Consider the following 18,097-nt stretch of genomic DNA (forward strand, 5'->3'; position numbering starts at 1 on the left):
GATACTTGCATGGACACTCAGCTGACGCAGACCGCCACCGATATCGGCACCCTGCTGAACCGGCTCGAAGCCCAGTTGACCGAGGCCTTTGCGATCTGCTCGCACCTCGCGGTTGCCACGACGACGTTCGGCGGCAGCGCCGGCGTCACGCCGCGGATCGCCCAACCCGTCGTCCAGGAACTTGGCGGCGCCATGGCGGCGATCGCTCAGGCACAGGGTCATGTGATCGCCGCGCATCGCAGCGCCGAACGGATCGGCAAGTTCGTCGGTTTCGGCGATGGCCTGCCCAAACCGGATCAGGCATTCTTCACCGGTGCGGACATCAGCCATCTCTCGATCGTCGCCGCGGCGGCCTGACCTCGAACTCGGTCGCGCCCCGTGATCCACGTCCTGGTCTATTACGCGATTGCGCTGGCGACATGCTGGTTCGCGTTTCGCCATGGTGGGTTCCCCGAACGGATCGTTGCGGCGGCGTTCCTGCTCGCCGCGATCCTGTCGAGTCTGCTGGCGTTCACCGCGCGGCCCGCATTCCGGTCGGTCGATACCGCATTGTTGTCGATCGACCTGGCGCTGCTGGCCGGATTGGTCGCGGTGGCGCTGTTCGCGAACCGGTTCTGGCCGATCTGGGTCAGCGCGCTGCACCTGCTCGCGATCGCGGTGCACGGCGTCCGCGCGTACGACCCGGACCTTGTGCCCTGGATGTACGCCGCGGCGATCAGCAAGATCGCCTATCCGATGTTGGCTCTGTTGGTGGTCGGCACCGAACGCCACCGCCGGCGACGAGGGTCGCACGGCTGCGATCCGGACTGGTCCAGCGGGTCAAGATCGCCCTGACTGCCGAATCTACACCGACACCGACTTCAAAATATGGATCGACGCCGATGAGCGACCCCCTTCGTTTGCGTTACCCAGCGCACCACCCCTTGCCCGACACCTCACTGCAGGAGGGTACGCCACCGCGGATGCCGCTTGGTGCCGCTCCCCCTGGTGATGGGGCCGGATCGGGTATCGAGCCGCCATCGCCGACCGAACTCGACCGCGCCCGCGCCCTGCTTCATCAGCAACGCGCCCGATCGGCAGCATTCGCGTCGGCTCGGGCGCTGTTCCAGGATCCCGCATGGGATATATTGCTTGGGCTGTTCGTCGCGTACGAAGAGGGCACACCGCTGACGATCGACGCGGTGCAGGCCGCCACCGGGCTGTCCGAAGTGACGATCCGACGCTGGCTGCTGACACTCGAGCATCGCGGGTTGATCACGTGCTGGCCGCACACCGCCGCATGGCCGCAACGTTCGCTCGGCCTGACCGACGAAGCCCTGACGATGATGTTGCAATTCCTGCAGGAAATTTAGGAAGCGCTGGATGCCCCGTGAGGATTCGAACCTCAATAGGCGGTATCAGAAACCGCAGTCTTACCATTAGACGACGGGGCATCAGCGAGGGCGCGATCTAGGCGGGCAGTTTCGCGCTGTCAACGCCAAGATGATGCCGATCCGCCAGTTCGCTTGCGTAATCGCGCCGCCGCGCTACATTCGTTGCCAAGCACCGGGCGGGTATTTTCCCGCAGCGGCAGATATAGATAGCGAGTTTTGCGGCGATGGGGGATGTTTCCACCCGAATGCCGTTCCGGCAGGGCTCTCCTGCCCGTCCGGCGGCGACCCGGCCCGGTCGAGGGCGGTGGGCCGATGCGCAGGCGTTTGCCGCGCTGGATCTCGGCACCAACAATTGCAGACTATTGATCGCGCGACCGCAGGCTGGCGGCTTCGCGGTAATCGATGCGTTCTCGCGAATCGTCCGGCTCGGCGAGGGCCTGGCGTCGACCGGCAAGCTGAGCGATGCAGCGATCGAGCGGACTATCGCCGCCTTGCGCGTGTGTTCGGAGAAGCTTCAGCGCCGCAACGTCACGCTCGCGCGGTCGGTGGCGACGGAGGCGTGTCGGCAGGCGTCGAACGGCCCCGCGTTTATCGCACGCGCACTGGCCGAGACGGGCATCCACCTCGACATCATTTCCGCCGAGGAAGAGGCGCGGCTGGCGGTGCTCGGCTGCCACGCGCTGATCGAGCCGGGGGAAGACCCCGCGCTCGTGTTCGATATCGGCGGCGGATCGACCGAGCTCGTGCTGGTGGACACTTCGACGCCGATCCCGACCGTGCTCGACTGGCATTCGGCGCCATGGGGCGTGGTGTCGCTGACCGAACATGCCGGCGGTGGCGAGGGCGAGGACGGTCGCCGCGCTGCTTATGCGCGGATGCGTCAGGTGGTCGCCGACAGCTTCGCGGGGTTTGCCAGCCGCCTGCCCCGGCATATCGAACGGCCGCGGCTGCTTGGCACCAGCGGCACGGTGACGACGCTCGGCAGCGTGCATCTCGGGCTCAGCCATTACGACCGCTCGGTGGTCGACGGGCTGATCGTGCCGGCCTCCGCGATGCGGAAAATCAGCGCCGACCTTTCCCATATGTCGATCACGGAGCGCGCCAAGCTGCCGTGTATCGGCAACGAGCGCGCCGACCTGGTGGTCGCGGGCTGTGCCATTCTGGAGACGATCATGGATTTGTGGCCCGCCGAACGGCTCGGCATCGCCGACCGCGGCATTCGCGAGGGTATTTTGCGCGGACTGATGGGTTCGCCCAAACCCGGCAAAGCAACGGGCGTCGCGGCATGAGCCGGGGCGGTTCCGGCGGGCACGTCCGCGTCCTGACCGCGCGGAAACGGACCGCGCAGTCGACGCGCTGGCTCGAGCGGCAGCTGAACGATCCGTATGTGAAGCGCGCCAAGGCCGACGGGTATCGCAGCCGTGCCGCGTACAAGCTGATCGAGCTGGACGAGCGGTTCGAGCTGATCCGCGGATCGAAGCGCGTGGTCGATCTCGGCCTCGCGCCGGGCGGCTGGGCGCAGGTGATCCGACGGCGGATCCCCAAGGCGACGGTCGTGGGCATCGATTTGCTCCCGGTCGATCCGATCGAAGGCGTGACGATCTTCGAGATGGATTTCCTCGACGACGCAGCCCCCGGCAAGCTGATCGAGGCGCTGGGTGGTGCACCGGATCTGGTCCTGTCGGATATGGCCGCGAACACGGTCGGGCATCCGCAGACCGATGCGTTGCGGACGATGGCGCTGGTGGAGACGGCGCTGCACTTTGCGTGCGAAGTGCTCGAGCCGGGTGGCACGTTCGTGTCGAAGGTGTTCGCGGGCGGCGCCGATTCGGAGCTGGTCGCGGAGATGAAGCGCAACTTCAAGACGGTGAAGCATGCCAAGCCGCCGGCGAGCCGCAAGGGGTCGGTCGAGTGGTTCGTGGTGGCGCAGGGGTTTAAGGGCCGAGACCCGAAATAGCGCAGCTATTTTCGGACAAGTCGAAAGCCCGGCCAGCGTTGCGCAGCAACGACTGACGACGCGGCTTTGCCGTGGCGCTCTACCTTAGGGTGATACCGAACGCGACGTTAGTAAGCATGTTTCCCCGCGAAGGCGGGGATCCAGACTGGGCTCCCGCCTTCGCGGGAGACCAAGGAGGCAGGCGCCCGGACTGATCGCCCTTGTGCCCTGACCACTCCCAAGGTGAAGCCGCAGCCCCCTCCCCTCTCTTCTTCAGATAGGGGGCCTTAACCAAACACAGAAAAAGCCCGCGGACTTGGGTCCACGGGCTCTCTCTTTTTCGCGCGCCGCGGCAAAGCCGCGTCGTCGGTCGGGCGATGCCCGCCGGCCGGGGATTCGGCCTAGACGGAGATTAGCAAGTGCTAATCCCCTGCCTCATCCCTCGTAATCCGCACCCAGGTTCTGGTTCCGCGGCGGCGCAGCGGCGGTAAGCCGCAGAGCCTCGGCCGAAGCGGCCAGGCTGCCGACGGCATCGACCTCGTCGTCATCATCGACGCGAACCTTCTGCAGGCCCTGGATGACCTGTTCCTTGAGATGCGCCGGCTTGACGTTCTCGTCGGCGATCTCGCGCAGCGCGACGACCGGGTTCTTGTCGCGGTCGCGGTCGAGCGTCAGTTCGGCGCCGCCCGAGATCTGGCGCGCACGCTGGGCCGCGAACAACACCAGGTCGAACCGGTTGGGGATCTTGTCGACACAATCCTCGACGGTAACGCGCGCCATGCGGCTTCCTTCGTAACAACGATAGAATGAGAATGCGTCGCCTACGGGGGGTAGCCCGCAAAGTCAAGAATTGCGCGGATCAGCGTCCCTGGGTTGCCACCCGAGCCCCCCATGTCCATCACGCACGCCATGGACGATCCCACCGAACAGCCGACATTCGCCGTCGACGGCAACCAGATGACGCTGCTCGATACGGGTCCTCGCCGTCTCGACGCGGTGCTTGCGCTGATCGACGGCGCCGAGCGGACCTTGCGGGTCCTGTATTATATCTACGCCGACGACGAGTCCGGCAAACGCGTCAACGCTGCGCTCATTGCCGCCGCCAAGCGCGGTGTGGACGTCGCGCTGATCGTCGACGGCTTCGGCAGCGACGATGCGCCGCATGCCTTCTTCGAACCGCTCGAAGCCGCCAACATCTCCGTATGCCGCTTCTCCGCAAGGTTCGGTCGCCGCTATCTCCTGCGCAACCATCAGAAGCTCGCGCTCGCCGACGAAGCGCGGATCATCATCGGCGGCTTCAATATCGAGGACGATTATTTCGGCACCGCCGCCGAGCAGGCCTGGCGCGATCTCGGCCTGTTGGTGGAGGGACCGGCAGCGGGGCGGCTGGCCGGCTATTTCGACGCGCTGAAGGACTGGATCCACGAGCCCAAGAACAAGCTGCGGCGCCTGAACGCCGCACTGTCGCACTGGAGCGAAATCAAGGGCGCGACCCGGTGGCTGATCGGCGGCCCGACGCGGAAGCTCTCGCCTTGGGCACGTGCGGTGCGCGACGACATGCGCCGCGGGCGGCGGATCGACATCATCGCCGGCTATTTCACGCCTAGCCCCGCGCTCCTTCGTCGGCTCGACAAGGCGGGACGGCGGCAGGCGGACGTGCGGATCGTCACGGCGAGTAAATCGGACAACAACGCGACGATCGCCGCCGCGCGGTTCACCTATGCGGGGTTGTTGCGGAAGGGCGTGCGGTTGTTCGAATACCAGCCGACCAAGCTGCACACGAAGCTCTACGTGATCGACGACGCGGTCCATATCGGTTCGGCGAACTTCGACATGCGCAGCCTGTTCATCAATCTCGAGCTGATGCTGCGGATCGAGGATGCGGCGTTCGCGGCGCATGTTCGCGGCTATATCGACGGCGAGGTCGCGAAGTCGACCGAGGTGACCAAGGCGCTGTACCAGGCGAACACCGGCTGGTTGCAGCGGATCAAGCAGCTCGGCGCGTATTTCGTGGTCGCGGTGGTGGATCCGAGTTTGTCGCGCGGGCTGAACTTCGGCATCGACGAATAGGGCGCCTGATCGACCTGCTCAAACGCCGACGGCCTGATCCATCGTCACGCCCGCCCACAACCCGTCACCCCAGCGAAAGCTGGGGAATCCCCGTTGAAGCGGGCATGGGCTCGAACCGAGAGACCCCAGCTTTCGCTGGGGTGACGAAGCCTGGGGGGTGAGGTGTCGGGGTCGGAGTTAGCAGTGGACCCTGGGTGCGTTCGCGACGTACTCGGCGCCGACGGCAAAGCCGCCGTCGGACGGGTTCGGCTAATTCCAGCCGACCCGCCGGCCGGGCCTGACGCTGCGCTCCGCTATCGCTTTGCGCACCGGCGCGGACGTCGCCGCGCCTGCGTCAGTCCTTCCACGCCCAATACAGCTGCGCCGGGGGCACATTCCACCACTCCATATCGTGGTCGATCGACGTAAAATGCGGGGTCAGGAAGTCCTTCACCTTGGGCGAGAACTGATAGACCAGGAATGCGCCGCCGGTGCGCAGAACCGAGTGCGTCGCGGTCGCGATCGCCGGGCCGACACCGGGGGGCAGCGTCGAGAACGGCAGCCCGGACAGCACGTAATCCGCCTTCTCGAAGCCGTGATCCGCGACGATCGTCTCGACCTCGTCCGCCGACCCTAGCACTGCGAAGAAGCGCGGGTCGGTGATCGTGTGGCGCAGATACTGGATGAACTCGGGGTTCGTATCGATCACCACTAGCTTGGCATCCGGCGCCATCCGGTCGAGGATCGGGCGGCAGAAAGTACCGACCCCGGGGCCATATTCGACGAACAGCTTGCAGTTCGCCCAATCGACCGGACCGAGCATTTTCCGAATCAGCTTGTCCGACGACGGCACGATCGATCCGACCATGACCGGATGTTTCAGGAAACCGGAAAAGAACATCTGCCACGGGGACGGCACGCCGGCAGGGCGGCTGCGTGCACGCCGGGTGGCGGTGGTCGAACTGGGCATCGTGTTCCTTACGATCAGGGGTCCCGCACGGTGGCGGAGCTTTGCCCCTCCCGTCGCACGAATTCCGAACGCGTTTCAAGGGCCGCGGGTTGCATGCGGCGACGAACCGAAGTGGAAGTCGTGCGGCGACAAGTGGTTCCGGCGATCGGCCAACGCCGTTGCCAAGCCCGCGGCATCGCTTAAGCACGGGCTATGCACGATGATCGAACAGGAGAGGTGGCGGTCATTTTCGTGTCGTTTCGTAACGGCGCGGACATGAACGGTTATGCCACGGCCGCCGTGGCGATGGATGCGCTTGCCGCCGCACAACCCGGCTATCGCGGGGTCGATAGCGCGCGCGAGACGGACGGCATGGGAATCACCGTCAGCTACTGGGCGGACGACGCCGCCGCGATCGCGTGGCGCGACCATCCCGAGCATGCGGCGATTCGCGATCATGGTCGGGCGCTCTGGTACGACCGCTATTCGGTGACGGTTGCGCGGGTAGAGCGCGCGTATCAGTGGGCGCGACCAGGATGGGCCCGATGAATAGCCCAGTGATCAGCGGGGCGCCCGAAGGCCCGAAGATCGACCGCCGCTTCGCGCTGATGTTTCTCGTGATGCTGACGATCGCGGCGGGCAACACCGCGCTGCAATCGGTACTGCCAGCGCTGGGGCGATCACTCGGGGTCGCCGACAGCGCCGTGGCGGCGGCGTTCTCGGTCTCGGCGCTGCTGTGGGTGATCGCCGCGCCGTTCTGGGCGAATCGGTCGGACAAGCACGGCCGGCGCGCGATGATCCTGCTCGGCGTCGGCGGGTTCAGCGTCTCGCTGACCTTGTGCGGCGTGTTCCTGCTGGCCGGAATCAACGCCTGGATCGGCGGCACGACCCCGTTCCTGTGCTTCATCGGCGGACGGCTGATCTACGGGACGTTCGGTGCGGCTGCCCCGCCGGCGGTACAGGCGCTCGTCGCCGGCGAGACAACGCGCGAGGAACGGACCAAGGCGCTGACATTGCTCGCCTCCGCGTTCGGGCTCGGTACGATATTGGGGCCGGCGATCGCACCATATCTGATCCTCGGCTCGATCGGCGGAGTCGAGATCGGGCTGGCCGGTCCTGCCTTCCTGTTCGCGGTGTTCGGCGTCGCGGTGTGGATCACGGTGCGACGGATGCTGCCCGACGACAAGATCGTCGCGCCACACGAGACGCACGGCGCGAGTTCGGCCTATCCCTCGATCGGCGGCGCCCCGACCGGCGCGTCGGTCGCCGCCGCCACCGGATCGCATGTCGAGCATGTCGGCTACACCGACCCCCGCATCCGCGCGTGGATGATAGCCGGACTGGTGATGGGGCACGCGCAGGCGATGACGGGGCAGGCGATCGGTTTCCTCGTAATCGACCGCCTCCACCTCGCCCCTGCCCTCGCGCTGGAGCCGACCGGCATCGTCCTGATGATGGGCGCCGGCGCCGCACTGCTCGCACAATGGGGCATCATCCCGCGTCTCAACATGACCCCGCGGCAACTCGTGCTGACCGGGCTCGTGCTGGCGGCGGCGGGCACCGCGCTGACCGGTATCGCGACATCGCTCTACACGATCGCCACCGCCTATGCGCTGGCGAGCCTCGGCTTCGGCTTCACGCGCCCCGGCTTCACCGCAGGCTCGTCGCTCGCCGTCGGCGCCAACGCGCAAGGCTCGGTCGCGGGCAAGGTGACGTCGATTAACGGCGCCAGCTTCGTGCTGGGCCCGTCGATCGGCGTCGGATTATACGAGGCGCAACATTCGCTGCCCTATCTGGTCGCGGGCGCGGCATGCGTCGTGATGATCGCCTATGCCTGGGTGTCGCTGAAGGATGCCAGGGACAGTTAGAACGGATCGGCCCGAAACGTATTTGGGCGCACGCGTCATCGTTATGCGTGCGCCCTCCACTCGCTCAGGCAGCGCTCGTGTCCCGGTCTGCCGCCTCGCAACAGGCCGCTATTTCGCGAAAACCATGATGCAGTACAAAAGCACCGGCACGCCGATCAGCAGGATCATCAACAACAAGTTCATTTGGATAAGTCGGTTCAGCCATTTCGGCCGCTGCACGGAATGCTCGTCCGCATCTGCTTCCGAATAGTCTTCGACGATATCCATGTCGAACTTGTTGGAAAAGAAATGCCTTGGCCGCATTCGCAAGAAGGGGCGCGGCGAAGGAGCGTGATCGTCTACATCCTGGCGCACCGACGGATGGTCGCCGGATTTCGAGGCCGAGTCTGACATTATGTGGTTTCCGTTTTACTCGAGATCATGGGCATGCAGAGCACGGCCCAAAGGTCAGATCGAATAAAGCCCGAACTCGAACGGCCTATAGCCGCGAGCTCGGGCTAACCACGTGCGGCGAGTTGCCCGGAATGATCGCGGAAACGCTTATGTGTCGCAGGAGCGTACATGGAAGTTACATCGGAGCCGTATGACGTAATGTCAACGTATAGCGGCGCAGACACGGATCGCCGATGGGTAGCCCCCCTCCGCCGGGAGGGGGGGCGCTAGTCATTCCGCACGTTTCGCGGGAAAGGCGAAACCGATTGGCTGGATCGCAGTGGCGTCCTGCTTCAGGCGGGCAGCCATCTGTTCGTATTCGCGTTCGGTCTCCGGCGTGACGCTGGCGCGCGATTCCTTCAACGCGCCCTCGAAGTCGGCCATCGTCACGTCGGTCGAGTCGATCGAACGGCGCAACGCCACCAGGCCGGCGCGGCGGACGACGTCCTCCAAATCCGCACCCGAGAAACGGTCGGTACGGTCCGCGAGACGGTCGAGATCGACATCCGACGCCAGCGGCATCTTCTGCGTCTGGATGCCGAGGATGCGGCGACGCCCGGCCTTGTCGGGGACGCCGACATAGACGAGTTCGTCGAACCGGCCGGGACGCAGCAACGCGGGGTCGATCAGGTTGGGGCGGTTAGTCGCGCCGATCACGACGACCGACTGCAACTCTTCCAGCCCGTCCATCTCGGCGAGGATCGTGTTGACGACGCGCTCGGTCACCTGCGGCTCGCCCGCGCCGCTGCCACGTGCCGGCACCAGCGAATCGAGTTCGTCGATGAAGATCACGCAGGGTGCGACCTGACGGGCGCGCTGGAACAGGCGGGCGATCTGCTGTTCGCTTTCGCCGTACCATTTGCTGAGCAGATCGGACGATTTGGTGGCGATGAAGTTCGCCTCCGCCTCGCGCGCGACCGCCTTCGCCAGCAGCGTCTTGCCGGTGCCTGGCGGGCCGTAGAGCAGGAAGCCCTTGGCCGGGCGGATACCGAGACGGCGGAACGCGTCGGGGTTCTTCAACGGGAGTTCGACGCCCTCCTTCAACCGCATCTGCGCGTCGTCGAGACCGCCCACATCCGCCCAGCGCACGGTCGGCGCCTGCACCATCACTTCGCGCATCGCCGACGGCTGGACGCGCTTAAGTGCTCCCAGGAAATCCTCGCGCGTGACCGACAATTCGTCGAGCACTTCGGGCGGGATCGTCCGCTCCTCGAGATTGAGCTTGGGCATGATCCGACGCACCGCCTCGATCGCCGCCTCGCGGGTCAGCGCGGCCAGATCGGCGCCGACGAAGCCGTAAGTGGTGCGCGACAGTTCATCGAGATCGACGCGGTCACCGAGCGGCATGCCGCGCGTGTGAATGCCGAGTATCTCGCGACGGCCGCGCTCGTCGGGCACGCCGACGACGATCTCACGGTCGAACCGGCCCGGGCGACGGAGCGCTTCGTCGATCGCCTCGGGACGATTGGTAGCCGCGATCACGACGAGGTTTGCGCGCGACTCGAGACCGTCCATCAACGTCAGCAACTGCGCGACAAGACGCTTTTCCGCCTCGCCAGACACCTGGCCACGCTTGGGCGCGATCGAATCGATCTCGTCGATGAACACGATCGAGGGGGCTGCCTTGGCTGCTTCCTCGAACACCTCGCGCAACCGCGATTCGGACTCGCCGTACGCCGAGCCCATGATCTCGGGGCCGTTGATCAGGAAGAACTGCGCGTCGGATTCATTGGCGACGGCGCGCGCGAGACGCGTTTTGCCAGTACCGGGAGGGCCGTGCAGCAACACGCCCTTGGGGGGATCGACACCCAGGCGCTGGAACAGCTCAGGGTAGCGCAGAGGCAGCTCGACCATCTCGCGCAACTGGTCGATCGTCTGCGCCATGCCGCCGATGTCGTCATAGGTAACGTCGGCGCGACGTGCGGCCTGCGGCTCCTCATATTCGGAGCGCAGTTCGATCTCGGTATTCTCGTCGATGTGCACCACGCCCTTGGGGCTGGCGGCGATCACGGCGAGACGGATCTCCTGGAGCGCGTACGCCGGCGCGTTCATGAACTGCTGGACGTTGGGCGGCATGTTGCCGACCCGCTGATGCCCTGCGGTCGCGACGATATCGCCTTGGCAGATCGGCCGGCCGAGGAAGGTGCGCTTTAGCGCGTTGGTCGAGCCCTGAAGGCGGAGGTTCTGCTGCGCCGGCGCGAACACGACACGCGTCGCTGGCTTCGACTCGGCCTTGCGCACCTCGACGAAATCGCCCGAGCCGACGCCGGCGTTCGCACGCTGGAGGCCGTCGATACGGAGGATGTCGAGCCCTTCGTCCTCGGGATACGGCCCAACCGCCCGCGCGGGCGTGTTCTGCTTGCCGAGGATCTCGATCACGTCGCCTTCGCCGATGCCGAGCGTCGCCATCAGTGCACGCGGCAGATGCGCGAGGCCGCGGCCACTATCCTCGGGACGCGCATTGGCGACCTGGATTTTCCGCGTTGGGATTTCGCTGTCGGGCATGTCGACTCCATTCGAACTCGTAGCGCCTGAGATAGGGCGCCGGTTCCGATGGTTCGAGGCCTTGAAATCGCCTTCCCGGATGGAAAACGCACAAAAAAAGGGCCGGCCAATAAAGGCCAGCCCATGAAAGTTTTTAGGAGAGGATGCCTGAAAGGCGAGGTCTTTTTGCGGCGAGACGGTTCATGTTGCAAGTGCGAAGGGATCAGCTACGATTGCGCTAACTGCAATCGTATGGCTGAATGCGTCCTGCGGTCTTTGTCACACGCGTCGAGTCGAAAGAGGAATCATGCGCAGGCTGCCGCCACTGGGGGCTATCGAGGCGTTCGTGCAGGTCGCGCGGCTGGGGTCGATCAAGGCCGCGGCCGAGGATCTGGCGCTGTCCGCCCCCGCGCTCAGCCGGCGCGTGCAGAGCCTGGAGCGATTCATCGCCAAGCCGCTGTTCGCGCGCAGGCATCAGGCGATGGTGCTGAATGCGGATGGCGAGCGGTTGCTCGCACAGATCGCGCCGGTGCTCGACTCGTTGTCGGACGCGGTCGAATCGCTGACCAGCACGACCGAGGTGCTGCGACTACGGCTCGGCATCCTGCCGCTCTACGCGTCGCAGAAGCTGTTCCCGCGGCTCGGCGAGTTGCGCACGACGCATCCCGAACTGCATCTCGACATCGATACCGCGGCGCATCTGGTCTCGCGGCTCGGCGACGGGCTCGACGCGGTGATCGCCCTGTCGCGCGAGATCGATCCGGCGTTCTACGCGCGGCGGCTCGATCGTAATTCGGTGTATGTGATCGGCGCGCGCAGCCTGCTCGACCGCGCCGATCCGGTTACGCGCCCCGAACAGCTCGCGACACTGACCGCGCTGGTCCACCGCGACATGCCGGATACGTTCACCGCATGGCGGCATTCGGCGGGGCTCGACGATATCGAGCCGTTGGCGATCGATCATTTCGATTCGGGCGCGCTGATGCTGGAGGCCGCCGCGCAGGGCTTGGGCGTGGCGTTCATGCACGCAAGCCATTTCCAGGATGCGAACGATCCGCGGCTGGTGCGGCTGTTCGATATCGAGGTGGAGAGCCCGTACAGCTACTGGTTCGTCTGCCGCCCGCGGGCCTTGCAGAGCAAGCCGGTGAAGCTGTTCCACGACTGGCTGATCAAGACTGTAGCGGAAGTGTGACCGCTACTCCCCTCCCGCTTGCGGGAGGGGTCGGGGGAGGGGCGTGCCTCACTGACCGGACGCCAGTACGTACGTCACGCTCTTCCCTAGCCCTCCCGCAAGCGGGAGGGGAATTCAGCTCACGTAGCGCGCGCTTGGTGCTCCCAAAATAACCGTCACCCCCAGCGAAAGCTGGGGTATCCCGTTGCAAAGTGCCGAGGCTCGAACCGGGATATCCCAGCTTCCGCTGGGATGACGGGTGGGGTGGGCTTCGGCTGTCTCCGGCGCAGCTCCGCCGCGCCGGTGCAGCCTTCAGTTTGCGCGTGCCTTCACGATCTTGCCAGGCGTCTTCGGCGGCTCGCCCTTCGGCAGCGCGTCGATCAGGTCCATGCCGTCGGTGACTTCACCCCAGACGGTGTACTGCTTGTCGAGGAAGCGTGCGTCGTCGAACACGATGAAGAATTGCGAGTTCGCCGTGTCGGGCTGGTTGGTGCGCGCCATCGAGCACACGCCGCGGACGTGCGGCTCGGCCGAGAATTCCGCCTTGAGGTTGGGCTTGCTCGACCCGCCGGTGCCGTCGCCGCGACCACCGTCACCGCCCTGCGCCATGAAGCCCGGGATCACGCGGTGGAACGGCACGCCGTCGTAAAAGCCTTCGTTCGCCAGCTCGGCGATCCGCTCGACATGCTTGGGTGCGAGATCGGGGCGGAACTTGATCGTGACGTCGCCGCCCTCGAGGGTCAGCGTGAGCGTTTCTGGGGTGTCGGCCATTCATGTTCTCCTGAATTGATGCGCGGCAGATAGGGAGCCGCACTCCGACTGGCAAATGCGCACGCGTCGCGTTAGGGCCCAACCGACCATCTTTTAAGGGAGGCAGCCATGAGCGAACTCGAGCTTCCCGAGCCCGAAACCGATATCGCGCCCGAGACTCAACTCGATCGCGACGACCATTTGCGCCCCGAATTCGTCCGGGCGGTGCTCGATGCGGTAGAGAACGGCAACGATGAGGCGGCGCGCGCCCTGGTCGAGCCGCTGCACCCGGCCGACATCGCCGATCTTTTCGAGCTGACCCCGCAGGAGGATCGCGCGGCGCTAGCGCGGGCGGTGACCGATCTGCTCGGCGGCGACGTGTTCGCCGAGATGAACGATTATGTCCGCGAGGATCTGATCGACGCGCTCGAGCCGCACCAGGTCGCCGATCTCGCGTCCGAACTCGATACCGACGATGCGGTCGCGATCATCGAGGACATGGACGAGGACGAGCAGCGCGCGGTGCTGCGTGCGCTGGATCCGGACGATCGCGCCGCGATCGAGGAGGCGCTGAGCTACGCCGAGGAGTCCGCCGGCCGCCTGATGCAGCGCGAGCTGATCGCCGTCCCCGAGCATTGGACCGTCGGCGACGCGATCGATTATCTGCGCGGCCACGAGGAACTGACGACCGATTTCTGGGAAATTTTCGTCGTCGATCCCGCGCACAAGCCGATCGGCACGTGCCAGCTGTCGTGGATGCTGCGCACCCCGCGCGGGATCGCGATCGCCGACGTGATGAAGCGCGAGCAGACGCTGATCCCGGTCGACATGGATCAGGAGGAGGTCGCGCTGCGCTTCCAGAAATACGCGCTGATCTCGGCGGCGGTGGTCGATCATGGCGGCCGGCTGGTCGGGATGATCACGGTCGACGACATCGTCCACATCATCTCCGAAGAGGCGGGCGAGGATACGCTGCGGCTCGCCGGTGCAGGCGATGGCGACATCAACGAGCCGATCCGGCTGACCGTGCGGACGCGGTTCACGTGGTTGGTGGTCAATCTCGGCACCGCGATGGTCGCATCGTCCGTCGTCGGGCTGTTCCAGGGGACGATCGCGAGCTTTGCACTGCTCGCGGTGCTGATGCCGATCGTCTCGGGGATGGGTGGCAACGCGGGCACGCAGACGCTGGCGGTGGTCGTCCGCGCGCTGGCGACCAACCAGCTGACGAGCTCGAACACCGCGCGGATGATCGGGCGCGAGTTCCGGATCGCGGCGGCGAACGGCGTGATGCTGGGGGCGCTGATCGGCTGCGGGACGTATGTGATCTTCCACAACGTCAATCTGTCGATCGTGATCGCCGCGGCGATGCTGACCAACAATCTGACCGCGGGCTTAAGCGGCGTGCTCGTGCCGGTGACGCTCGACAAGTTCCGGATCGATCCGGCGGTGTCGTCGGCGGTGTTCGTGACAACGATGACCGACACGATGGGGTTCTTCTCGTTCCTCGGGCTCGCGTCATTATGGGGCCTGCACGGTTGATCGGCCGGTTTTAAGGCCCATTTCCAACGCCATGCCGCTCCACCTCACCAAAGTCGCGTTCGGCGCGGAAAGCGTCGACCATCTCGCCGAGCGGCTCCGCCTGCGCGGCGAGGAAGAGCCGGTGTTTTTGACCACGCGGTATCTGCCGAAACGCCACGAGGAGGTGGCAGGGCAAGGTTCGATGTTCTGGATCCTCAAACACCAGCTGATCGCTCGCTCGCCGATCCTCGGCTTTGGTGAGGCGGAAGGCGGCCGCGTCGCGATCCACATCGATCCCAAACTGGTGCTGGTCCAGGCCCGCCCCAAGCGCGCGCACCAGGGGTGGCGGTATCTGGAGGACGCGGATGCGCCGCTCGATCTCGGCGGCGACGCGACCGGACTCGACGTGATGCCGCCGGCGTTGATGACGAAGCTGGCGGAGTTGGCGCTGATCTGAGGGTCAGCGGTCGCCCCCCGTCATCCCAGCGAAAGCTGGGATCTCCCCGTTCGGCGAGCGTTGCGCGCCCCGTGAAATACCCCAGCTTTCGCTGGAGCGACGGACGTCAGGCAGAGTACGGGTTCATCCTCTTATCCGATTTGGAGAGCATAGCCCCCTTTACGGAGCAGACATCCCAGCCTTCCCACACACGACCGGCCCGCCAGCCGCGGCATCCACCCGGCATTTCGCGTTCCCGGTGACCGTAACCGTCCCCAGCCCGCTGTTCGTCACCTGCGCCGTAAAGCGCGCCGCCGCCTTCGTCTCGCCGACGCCGTCGAGGTGGACGGTCAGGTCGTTGACCACCAGCGCCGACGCGTCGATCGCGCCCGGTCCGCTCGTCACCAGTCTCGCCCGGGCGGCCCTGCCCGCGAGCGTCATTTGGCCGGTGCCGATCACCGTCGCGTTCAACTGGTCGGTATCCGCCGCCGCCAGCGCCAGGCTCCCGTTCCCGCTGACCGTTACGTCGACGCGCATCCCCCGCATCTTCGCGATCGTCAGCCGCCCGCCGGCCTCGACGCTGGCCGAGGTCAGCCCGGGCGTCGAGAGCGTGATCACGATCGGACCCGAGCCCCCCTTGCGCGGCTGTTCGCCCCAGCCGCCGGTGCCTTTGCGTACCGACAACGTGGTGCCATCGACGCGGACCGCCACGCTTTCGGTCGTGCGGGAATCGCCCGTGATCGTCGCGCGCGGCGAGCCGATCGTGACGCGCACCTCGAACGGCCCCTCGACACGGACCCGATCGAAGCTGCCGACCGAGACCGTCCGGCTCGCCCCGGATTCTTGGGCGGATCCTTGCGCGAACGCCGGCGAGGACAGGAGCAGCAACGGCGCGAGCAGGTATCTCATGGGCCTACCGTCGCCGCTTCACCGCCCCCGCGCAAGTCGGACGACGCGACTCAGCGCCCGCAGCGCACGCTCCCCGAGCCCATCTTCGAAATCGTGCAGCGCGATTTCGGCCCGAGATCGACGTCGCCCGAGCCCATCATGTCGACCTTGGCCGGACCGTCGACGACCGCGCGGACGCTGCCCGATCCGGCGATCTCGACCTTGGCCGACTTCGCCTGGAGCCTCGATGCTTCGACATTGCCCGAACCCGCGATCTCGACGCTCAGATCGCGTGCGGATCCGCTCGCGCGTGCGGTGCCCGAGCCCGCGATCGAGAATTTCGCCGATTCCACCTGCACCGCGGCGATCGTCAGATTGCCCGACCCTGCGATGCCGCCCTCGAAGCCGCTACCCTCGACGCGGTCCACCGCCATGTTGCCGGAGCCCGAGACGTTCGCCTCGGTCAGCCGCGGCAGCGTGACGTACACCTTGACGTTCGCCCCCTTGCTCCAGCCGAAGCCCGTCCCGTTCTTGCGGCCGATGTCGAGCGTCGCGCCGTCGCGTTCGATCCGGAGCCGGTCGAGCTGCTCGCTCGGCCCCTCGGCGCGGACCGAGAAGCCGGTACCGACGCGGACGTCGACATCGTCCGAACCGCGCAGGTCGATCTGGTCGAAACCGGTGACCTGGAACGTGCGGGTCGTGCCCGCCCCCGACGCGGCGACCCCGGATCCCTCGCTGTCGCCGTTCCAGCTGAACGAGCAGGCGGCGAGAGGTATGATCAGCCCGAGCGCAAGAAAGTTCATCGCATCCTCCTGTGTATTGTTCAAGCAATACACCTGATCGCAGAGGCTGCAAAGCGAAATTACACGGGCGGCGGATGTGGGCCCCCTAGAATCCTCCCCCGCCAGGGGGAGGTGTCGCCGAAGGTGACGGAGGGGGAGGACACGGAACCGAGGATTTCCTTACCTCCCCCTCCGTCTGGCAAGGGCCAGCCACCTCCCCCTGGCGGGGGAGGATTCGAGCCCTCAGCGGCGCTTGCACGGATAGGCGTCGCGCAGCGCATCGCGGACGACGAAGGACGGCGCGCCGGTGCCCGTCTTCTTGGCTCGTGCGCGCAGATACTTCCGCACCGTCGCCGCGACCTCGATGTTCGAGGCGCGCGCCGGCAGCGGGCAGATGTCGCCCGATGCCGACAGCGCGTCGAATTCGCCGAGGATATAGCCGGTACAAAAATTGGCGGTCGGATCGCCGTCCTTGCCCTGGCAATATTCCAGCAGCTGTTGGGTCGTGAGCGAACTCACCACCACCGGCCGACTGGCAGGTCGATCGGCAGGGCGATCGGCGGCGGCGAGTGCAAGCATCAGCAAAATCATGGCGGTCCCTTGGCGCCGGGCATTCTAGCTAGCGGCGGCAGCGCTGACATAGGGCAGCAGGCGCACGCGGGGGAAGACGTCGTCGAGCGATTTGGTGTCGGGCAGGATATAGACGACCCCGCCCTTCTTCTGGAACAGCGGCGTGAGCTTGCCGGTATAGAATTTGGTGCCGACGTTGATGCAGCCGAAACTGATCCGGTTGTCGTCGGGCGTCGGCGATTGCAGCCGCTCGACTCGGTGCTCGCTCTTGTGCGTGGTGATCACCGCATGCAGCGCGACCGAATTGGCATAATCGACCCAGATCACGCGCTGATGCCCGAAGGCTCGCCCGAATTTGCTGACAAAGCGGCCGGCCGGCGTGGTCCGCTCGGCAGGACCGATGTCGGCAAGATTCTTCGCACCGACCCCGGGAGACGAATCGTCACCGATCCCGACGCCGAGCAATACCGGCGTCTGGCCAAGAAATTCACCCTTCGCGCTGAACAGGAGCAGCGACGCGGCCGGCTTGTCGATCACGACATAGGGCAGGCCCTTATTATCGTGCTCGGCCGCGATCCACGCGAGCATGCGACTCGCCGGTTCGGACTGCGGGGGGAGCAGCAATGGCGGCGCCACCACGGCCACGGCCTTGGCCTTGCTCTTGCTCTTGGTCCGCGAACGCGCCGGGTCCTTGGCCTTGCGCGCCTTGGCCGCACCCGGCGCAGCCTTCGTCGGAGCGGCCGACACTGGTGCAACCAGCGCCAGCGTCAGCCCAGCGACCGCGGCCGTACGGCAAACGCGACGGAACAGCCCCGTGGACCAGATGCCCGGGATCAAAATGGGCGTGTCCAACAGGGCCGTCCGTCGATGCAAGCGCGTGCGAAGATAGAC

20 protein-coding genes and 1 tRNA gene are annotated in these 18,097 nt (G+C 66.0%); 11 read left to right on the forward strand and 10 right to left on the reverse strand.

From position 1 onward, the window contains the following. The first annotated feature begins 9 nt into the window (after window positions 1-9). The 3 genes from U1763_RS15185 to U1763_RS15195 are packed head-to-tail and all read left to right on the forward strand — an operon-like array spanning window position 10 to window position 1,352. The gene (locus tag U1763_RS15185) at window positions 10-357 is read left to right on the forward strand and encodes a hypothetical protein (protein ID WP_132897476.1); all 348 of its coding nucleotides are present in this window, start codon (window positions 10-12) and stop codon (window positions 355-357) included. A gap of 21 nt (window positions 358-378) precedes the next feature. Further along, the gene (locus tag U1763_RS15190; protein ID WP_332755867.1) at window positions 379-834 is read left to right on the forward strand and encodes a hypothetical protein; all 456 of its coding nucleotides are present in this window, start codon (window positions 379-381) and stop codon (window positions 832-834) included. A gap of 47 nt (window positions 835-881) precedes the next feature. Beyond that, window positions 882-1,352, forward strand: coding sequence for a hypothetical protein (locus tag U1763_RS15195; protein ID WP_332755868.1), 471 nt, complete (start codon window positions 882-884; stop codon window positions 1,350-1,352). 7 nt (window positions 1,353-1,359) lie between these two features. Here U1763_RS15195 and U1763_RS15200 read toward each other — a convergent pair. Then, window positions 1,360-1,433: transfer RNA gene (locus U1763_RS15200), tRNA-Gln, on the reverse strand. Between the two features lie 164 nt (window positions 1,434-1,597). Between U1763_RS15200 and U1763_RS15205 the strand changes: the two genes are divergently transcribed. Continuing rightward, the gene (locus U1763_RS15205) at window positions 1,598-2,662 is read left to right on the forward strand and encodes a Ppx/GppA phosphatase family protein (protein WP_332755869.1); all 1,065 of its coding nucleotides are present in this window, start codon (window positions 1,598-1,600) and stop codon (window positions 2,660-2,662) included. After that, the gene (locus U1763_RS15210) at window positions 2,659-3,330 is read left to right on the forward strand and encodes an RlmE family RNA methyltransferase (RefSeq protein WP_093398175.1); all 672 of its coding nucleotides are present in this window, start codon (window positions 2,659-2,661) and stop codon (window positions 3,328-3,330) included. The genes U1763_RS15205 and U1763_RS15210 overlap by 4 nt, the downstream gene beginning before the upstream one ends. Before the next feature lie 414 nt (window positions 3,331-3,744). On the opposite strand, the gene rpoZ is transcribed toward U1763_RS15210, so the two are convergent. Further along, on the reverse strand, window positions 3,745-4,089 hold the full coding sequence (gene rpoZ, locus U1763_RS15215; protein WP_055882033.1) for a DNA-directed RNA polymerase subunit omega: 345 nt from the start codon (window positions 4,087-4,089) through the stop codon (window positions 3,745-3,747). A 129-nt stretch (window positions 4,090-4,218) separates the two neighbouring features. On the opposite strand from rpoZ, the gene U1763_RS15220 reads away from it, so the two are divergent. Continuing rightward, window positions 4,219-5,379 carry a phospholipase D-like domain-containing protein gene (locus U1763_RS15220; protein WP_332755870.1) on the forward strand — a complete coding sequence of 387 codons (1,161 nt, stop codon included), beginning with the start codon at window positions 4,219-4,221 and terminating at the stop codon, window positions 5,377-5,379. A 334-nt stretch (window positions 5,380-5,713) separates the two neighbouring features. On the opposite strand, the gene U1763_RS15225 is transcribed toward U1763_RS15220, so the two are convergent. After that, on the reverse strand, window positions 5,714-6,328 hold the full coding sequence (locus U1763_RS15225) for a class I SAM-dependent methyltransferase (protein WP_332755871.1): 615 nt from the start codon (window positions 6,326-6,328) through the stop codon (window positions 5,714-5,716). A 192-nt stretch (window positions 6,329-6,520) separates the two neighbouring features. Between U1763_RS15225 and U1763_RS15230 the strand changes: the two genes are divergently transcribed. Together U1763_RS15230 and U1763_RS15235 are read left to right on the forward strand one after the other, a co-directional pair. Next, window positions 6,521-6,856: an antibiotic biosynthesis monooxygenase gene (locus U1763_RS15230; RefSeq protein WP_277983655.1), complete on the forward strand. Its 336-nt coding sequence runs from the start codon at window positions 6,521-6,523 to the stop codon at window positions 6,854-6,856. After that, the gene (locus U1763_RS15235; protein WP_332755872.1) at window positions 6,853-8,175 is read left to right on the forward strand and encodes an MFS transporter; all 1,323 of its coding nucleotides are present in this window, start codon (window positions 6,853-6,855) and stop codon (window positions 8,173-8,175) included. Before U1763_RS15230 ends, U1763_RS15235 begins: the two co-directional genes overlap by 4 nt. A 108-nt stretch (window positions 8,176-8,283) precedes the next feature. Here the strand turns inward: U1763_RS15235 and U1763_RS15240 are convergent, their stop codons facing one another. Together U1763_RS15240 and U1763_RS15245 are read right to left on the reverse strand one after the other, a co-directional pair. Then, window positions 8,284-8,568, reverse strand: coding sequence for a hypothetical protein (locus U1763_RS15240; protein ID WP_332755873.1), 285 nt, complete (start codon window positions 8,566-8,568; stop codon window positions 8,284-8,286). Between the two features lie 270 nt (window positions 8,569-8,838). After that, window positions 8,839-11,112, reverse strand: a complete 2,274-nt coding sequence (locus U1763_RS15245; protein WP_132735180.1) for a CDC48 family AAA ATPase — start codon at window positions 11,110-11,112, stop codon at window positions 8,839-8,841. 286 nt (window positions 11,113-11,398) lie between these two features. Between U1763_RS15245 and U1763_RS15250 the strand changes: the two genes are divergently transcribed. Continuing rightward, entirely contained in the window at window positions 11,399-12,283 is an 885-nt protein-coding gene (locus U1763_RS15250; protein ID WP_277983652.1) for a LysR substrate-binding domain-containing protein, read from the forward strand. Between the two features lie 291 nt (window positions 12,284-12,574). Here the strand turns inward: U1763_RS15250 and U1763_RS15255 are convergent, their stop codons facing one another. Then, the gene (locus U1763_RS15255) at window positions 12,575-13,033 is read right to left on the reverse strand and encodes a peptidylprolyl isomerase (protein ID WP_132735176.1); all 459 of its coding nucleotides are present in this window, start codon (window positions 13,031-13,033) and stop codon (window positions 12,575-12,577) included. Window positions 13,034-13,141: 108 nt separating this feature from the next. On the opposite strand from U1763_RS15255, the gene mgtE reads away from it, so the two are divergent. Beyond that, window positions 13,142-14,551, forward strand: a complete 1,410-nt coding sequence (gene mgtE / locus U1763_RS15260; protein WP_332755874.1) for a magnesium transporter — start codon at window positions 13,142-13,144, stop codon at window positions 14,549-14,551. Window positions 14,552-14,582: 31 nt separating this feature from the next. Then, entirely contained in the window at window positions 14,583-14,987 is a 405-nt protein-coding gene (locus U1763_RS15265) for a DUF1489 family protein (RefSeq protein WP_332755875.1), read from the forward strand. 159 nt (window positions 14,988-15,146) lie between these two features. On the opposite strand, the gene U1763_RS15270 is transcribed toward U1763_RS15265, so the two are convergent. From U1763_RS15270 to U1763_RS15285, 4 genes are all read right to left on the reverse strand, one after another. Then, window positions 15,147-15,875, reverse strand: coding sequence for a GIN domain-containing protein (locus U1763_RS15270; protein ID WP_332755876.1), 729 nt, complete (start codon window positions 15,873-15,875; stop codon window positions 15,147-15,149). A 50-nt stretch (window positions 15,876-15,925) separates the two neighbouring features. Further along, entirely contained in the window at window positions 15,926-16,681 is a 756-nt protein-coding gene (locus U1763_RS15275; protein WP_332755877.1) for a head GIN domain-containing protein, read from the reverse strand. A gap of 198 nt (window positions 16,682-16,879) precedes the next feature. Beyond that, window positions 16,880-17,227, reverse strand: coding sequence for a Rap1a/Tai family immunity protein (locus U1763_RS15280; RefSeq protein ID WP_332755878.1), 348 nt, complete (start codon window positions 17,225-17,227; stop codon window positions 16,880-16,882). 24 nt (window positions 17,228-17,251) lie between these two features. Then, window positions 17,252-18,058 (reverse strand): hypothetical protein, encoded by an 807-nt coding sequence (locus tag U1763_RS15285; protein WP_332755879.1) that lies wholly within the window; start codon window positions 18,056-18,058, stop codon window positions 17,252-17,254. Window positions 18,059-18,097: the final 39 nt, after the last annotated feature.

Source organism: Sphingomonas sorbitolis (assembly GCF_036663875.1).
In the GTDB taxonomy this organism is placed as follows: Bacteria; Pseudomonadota; Alphaproteobacteria; order Sphingomonadales; family Sphingomonadaceae; genus Sphingomonas.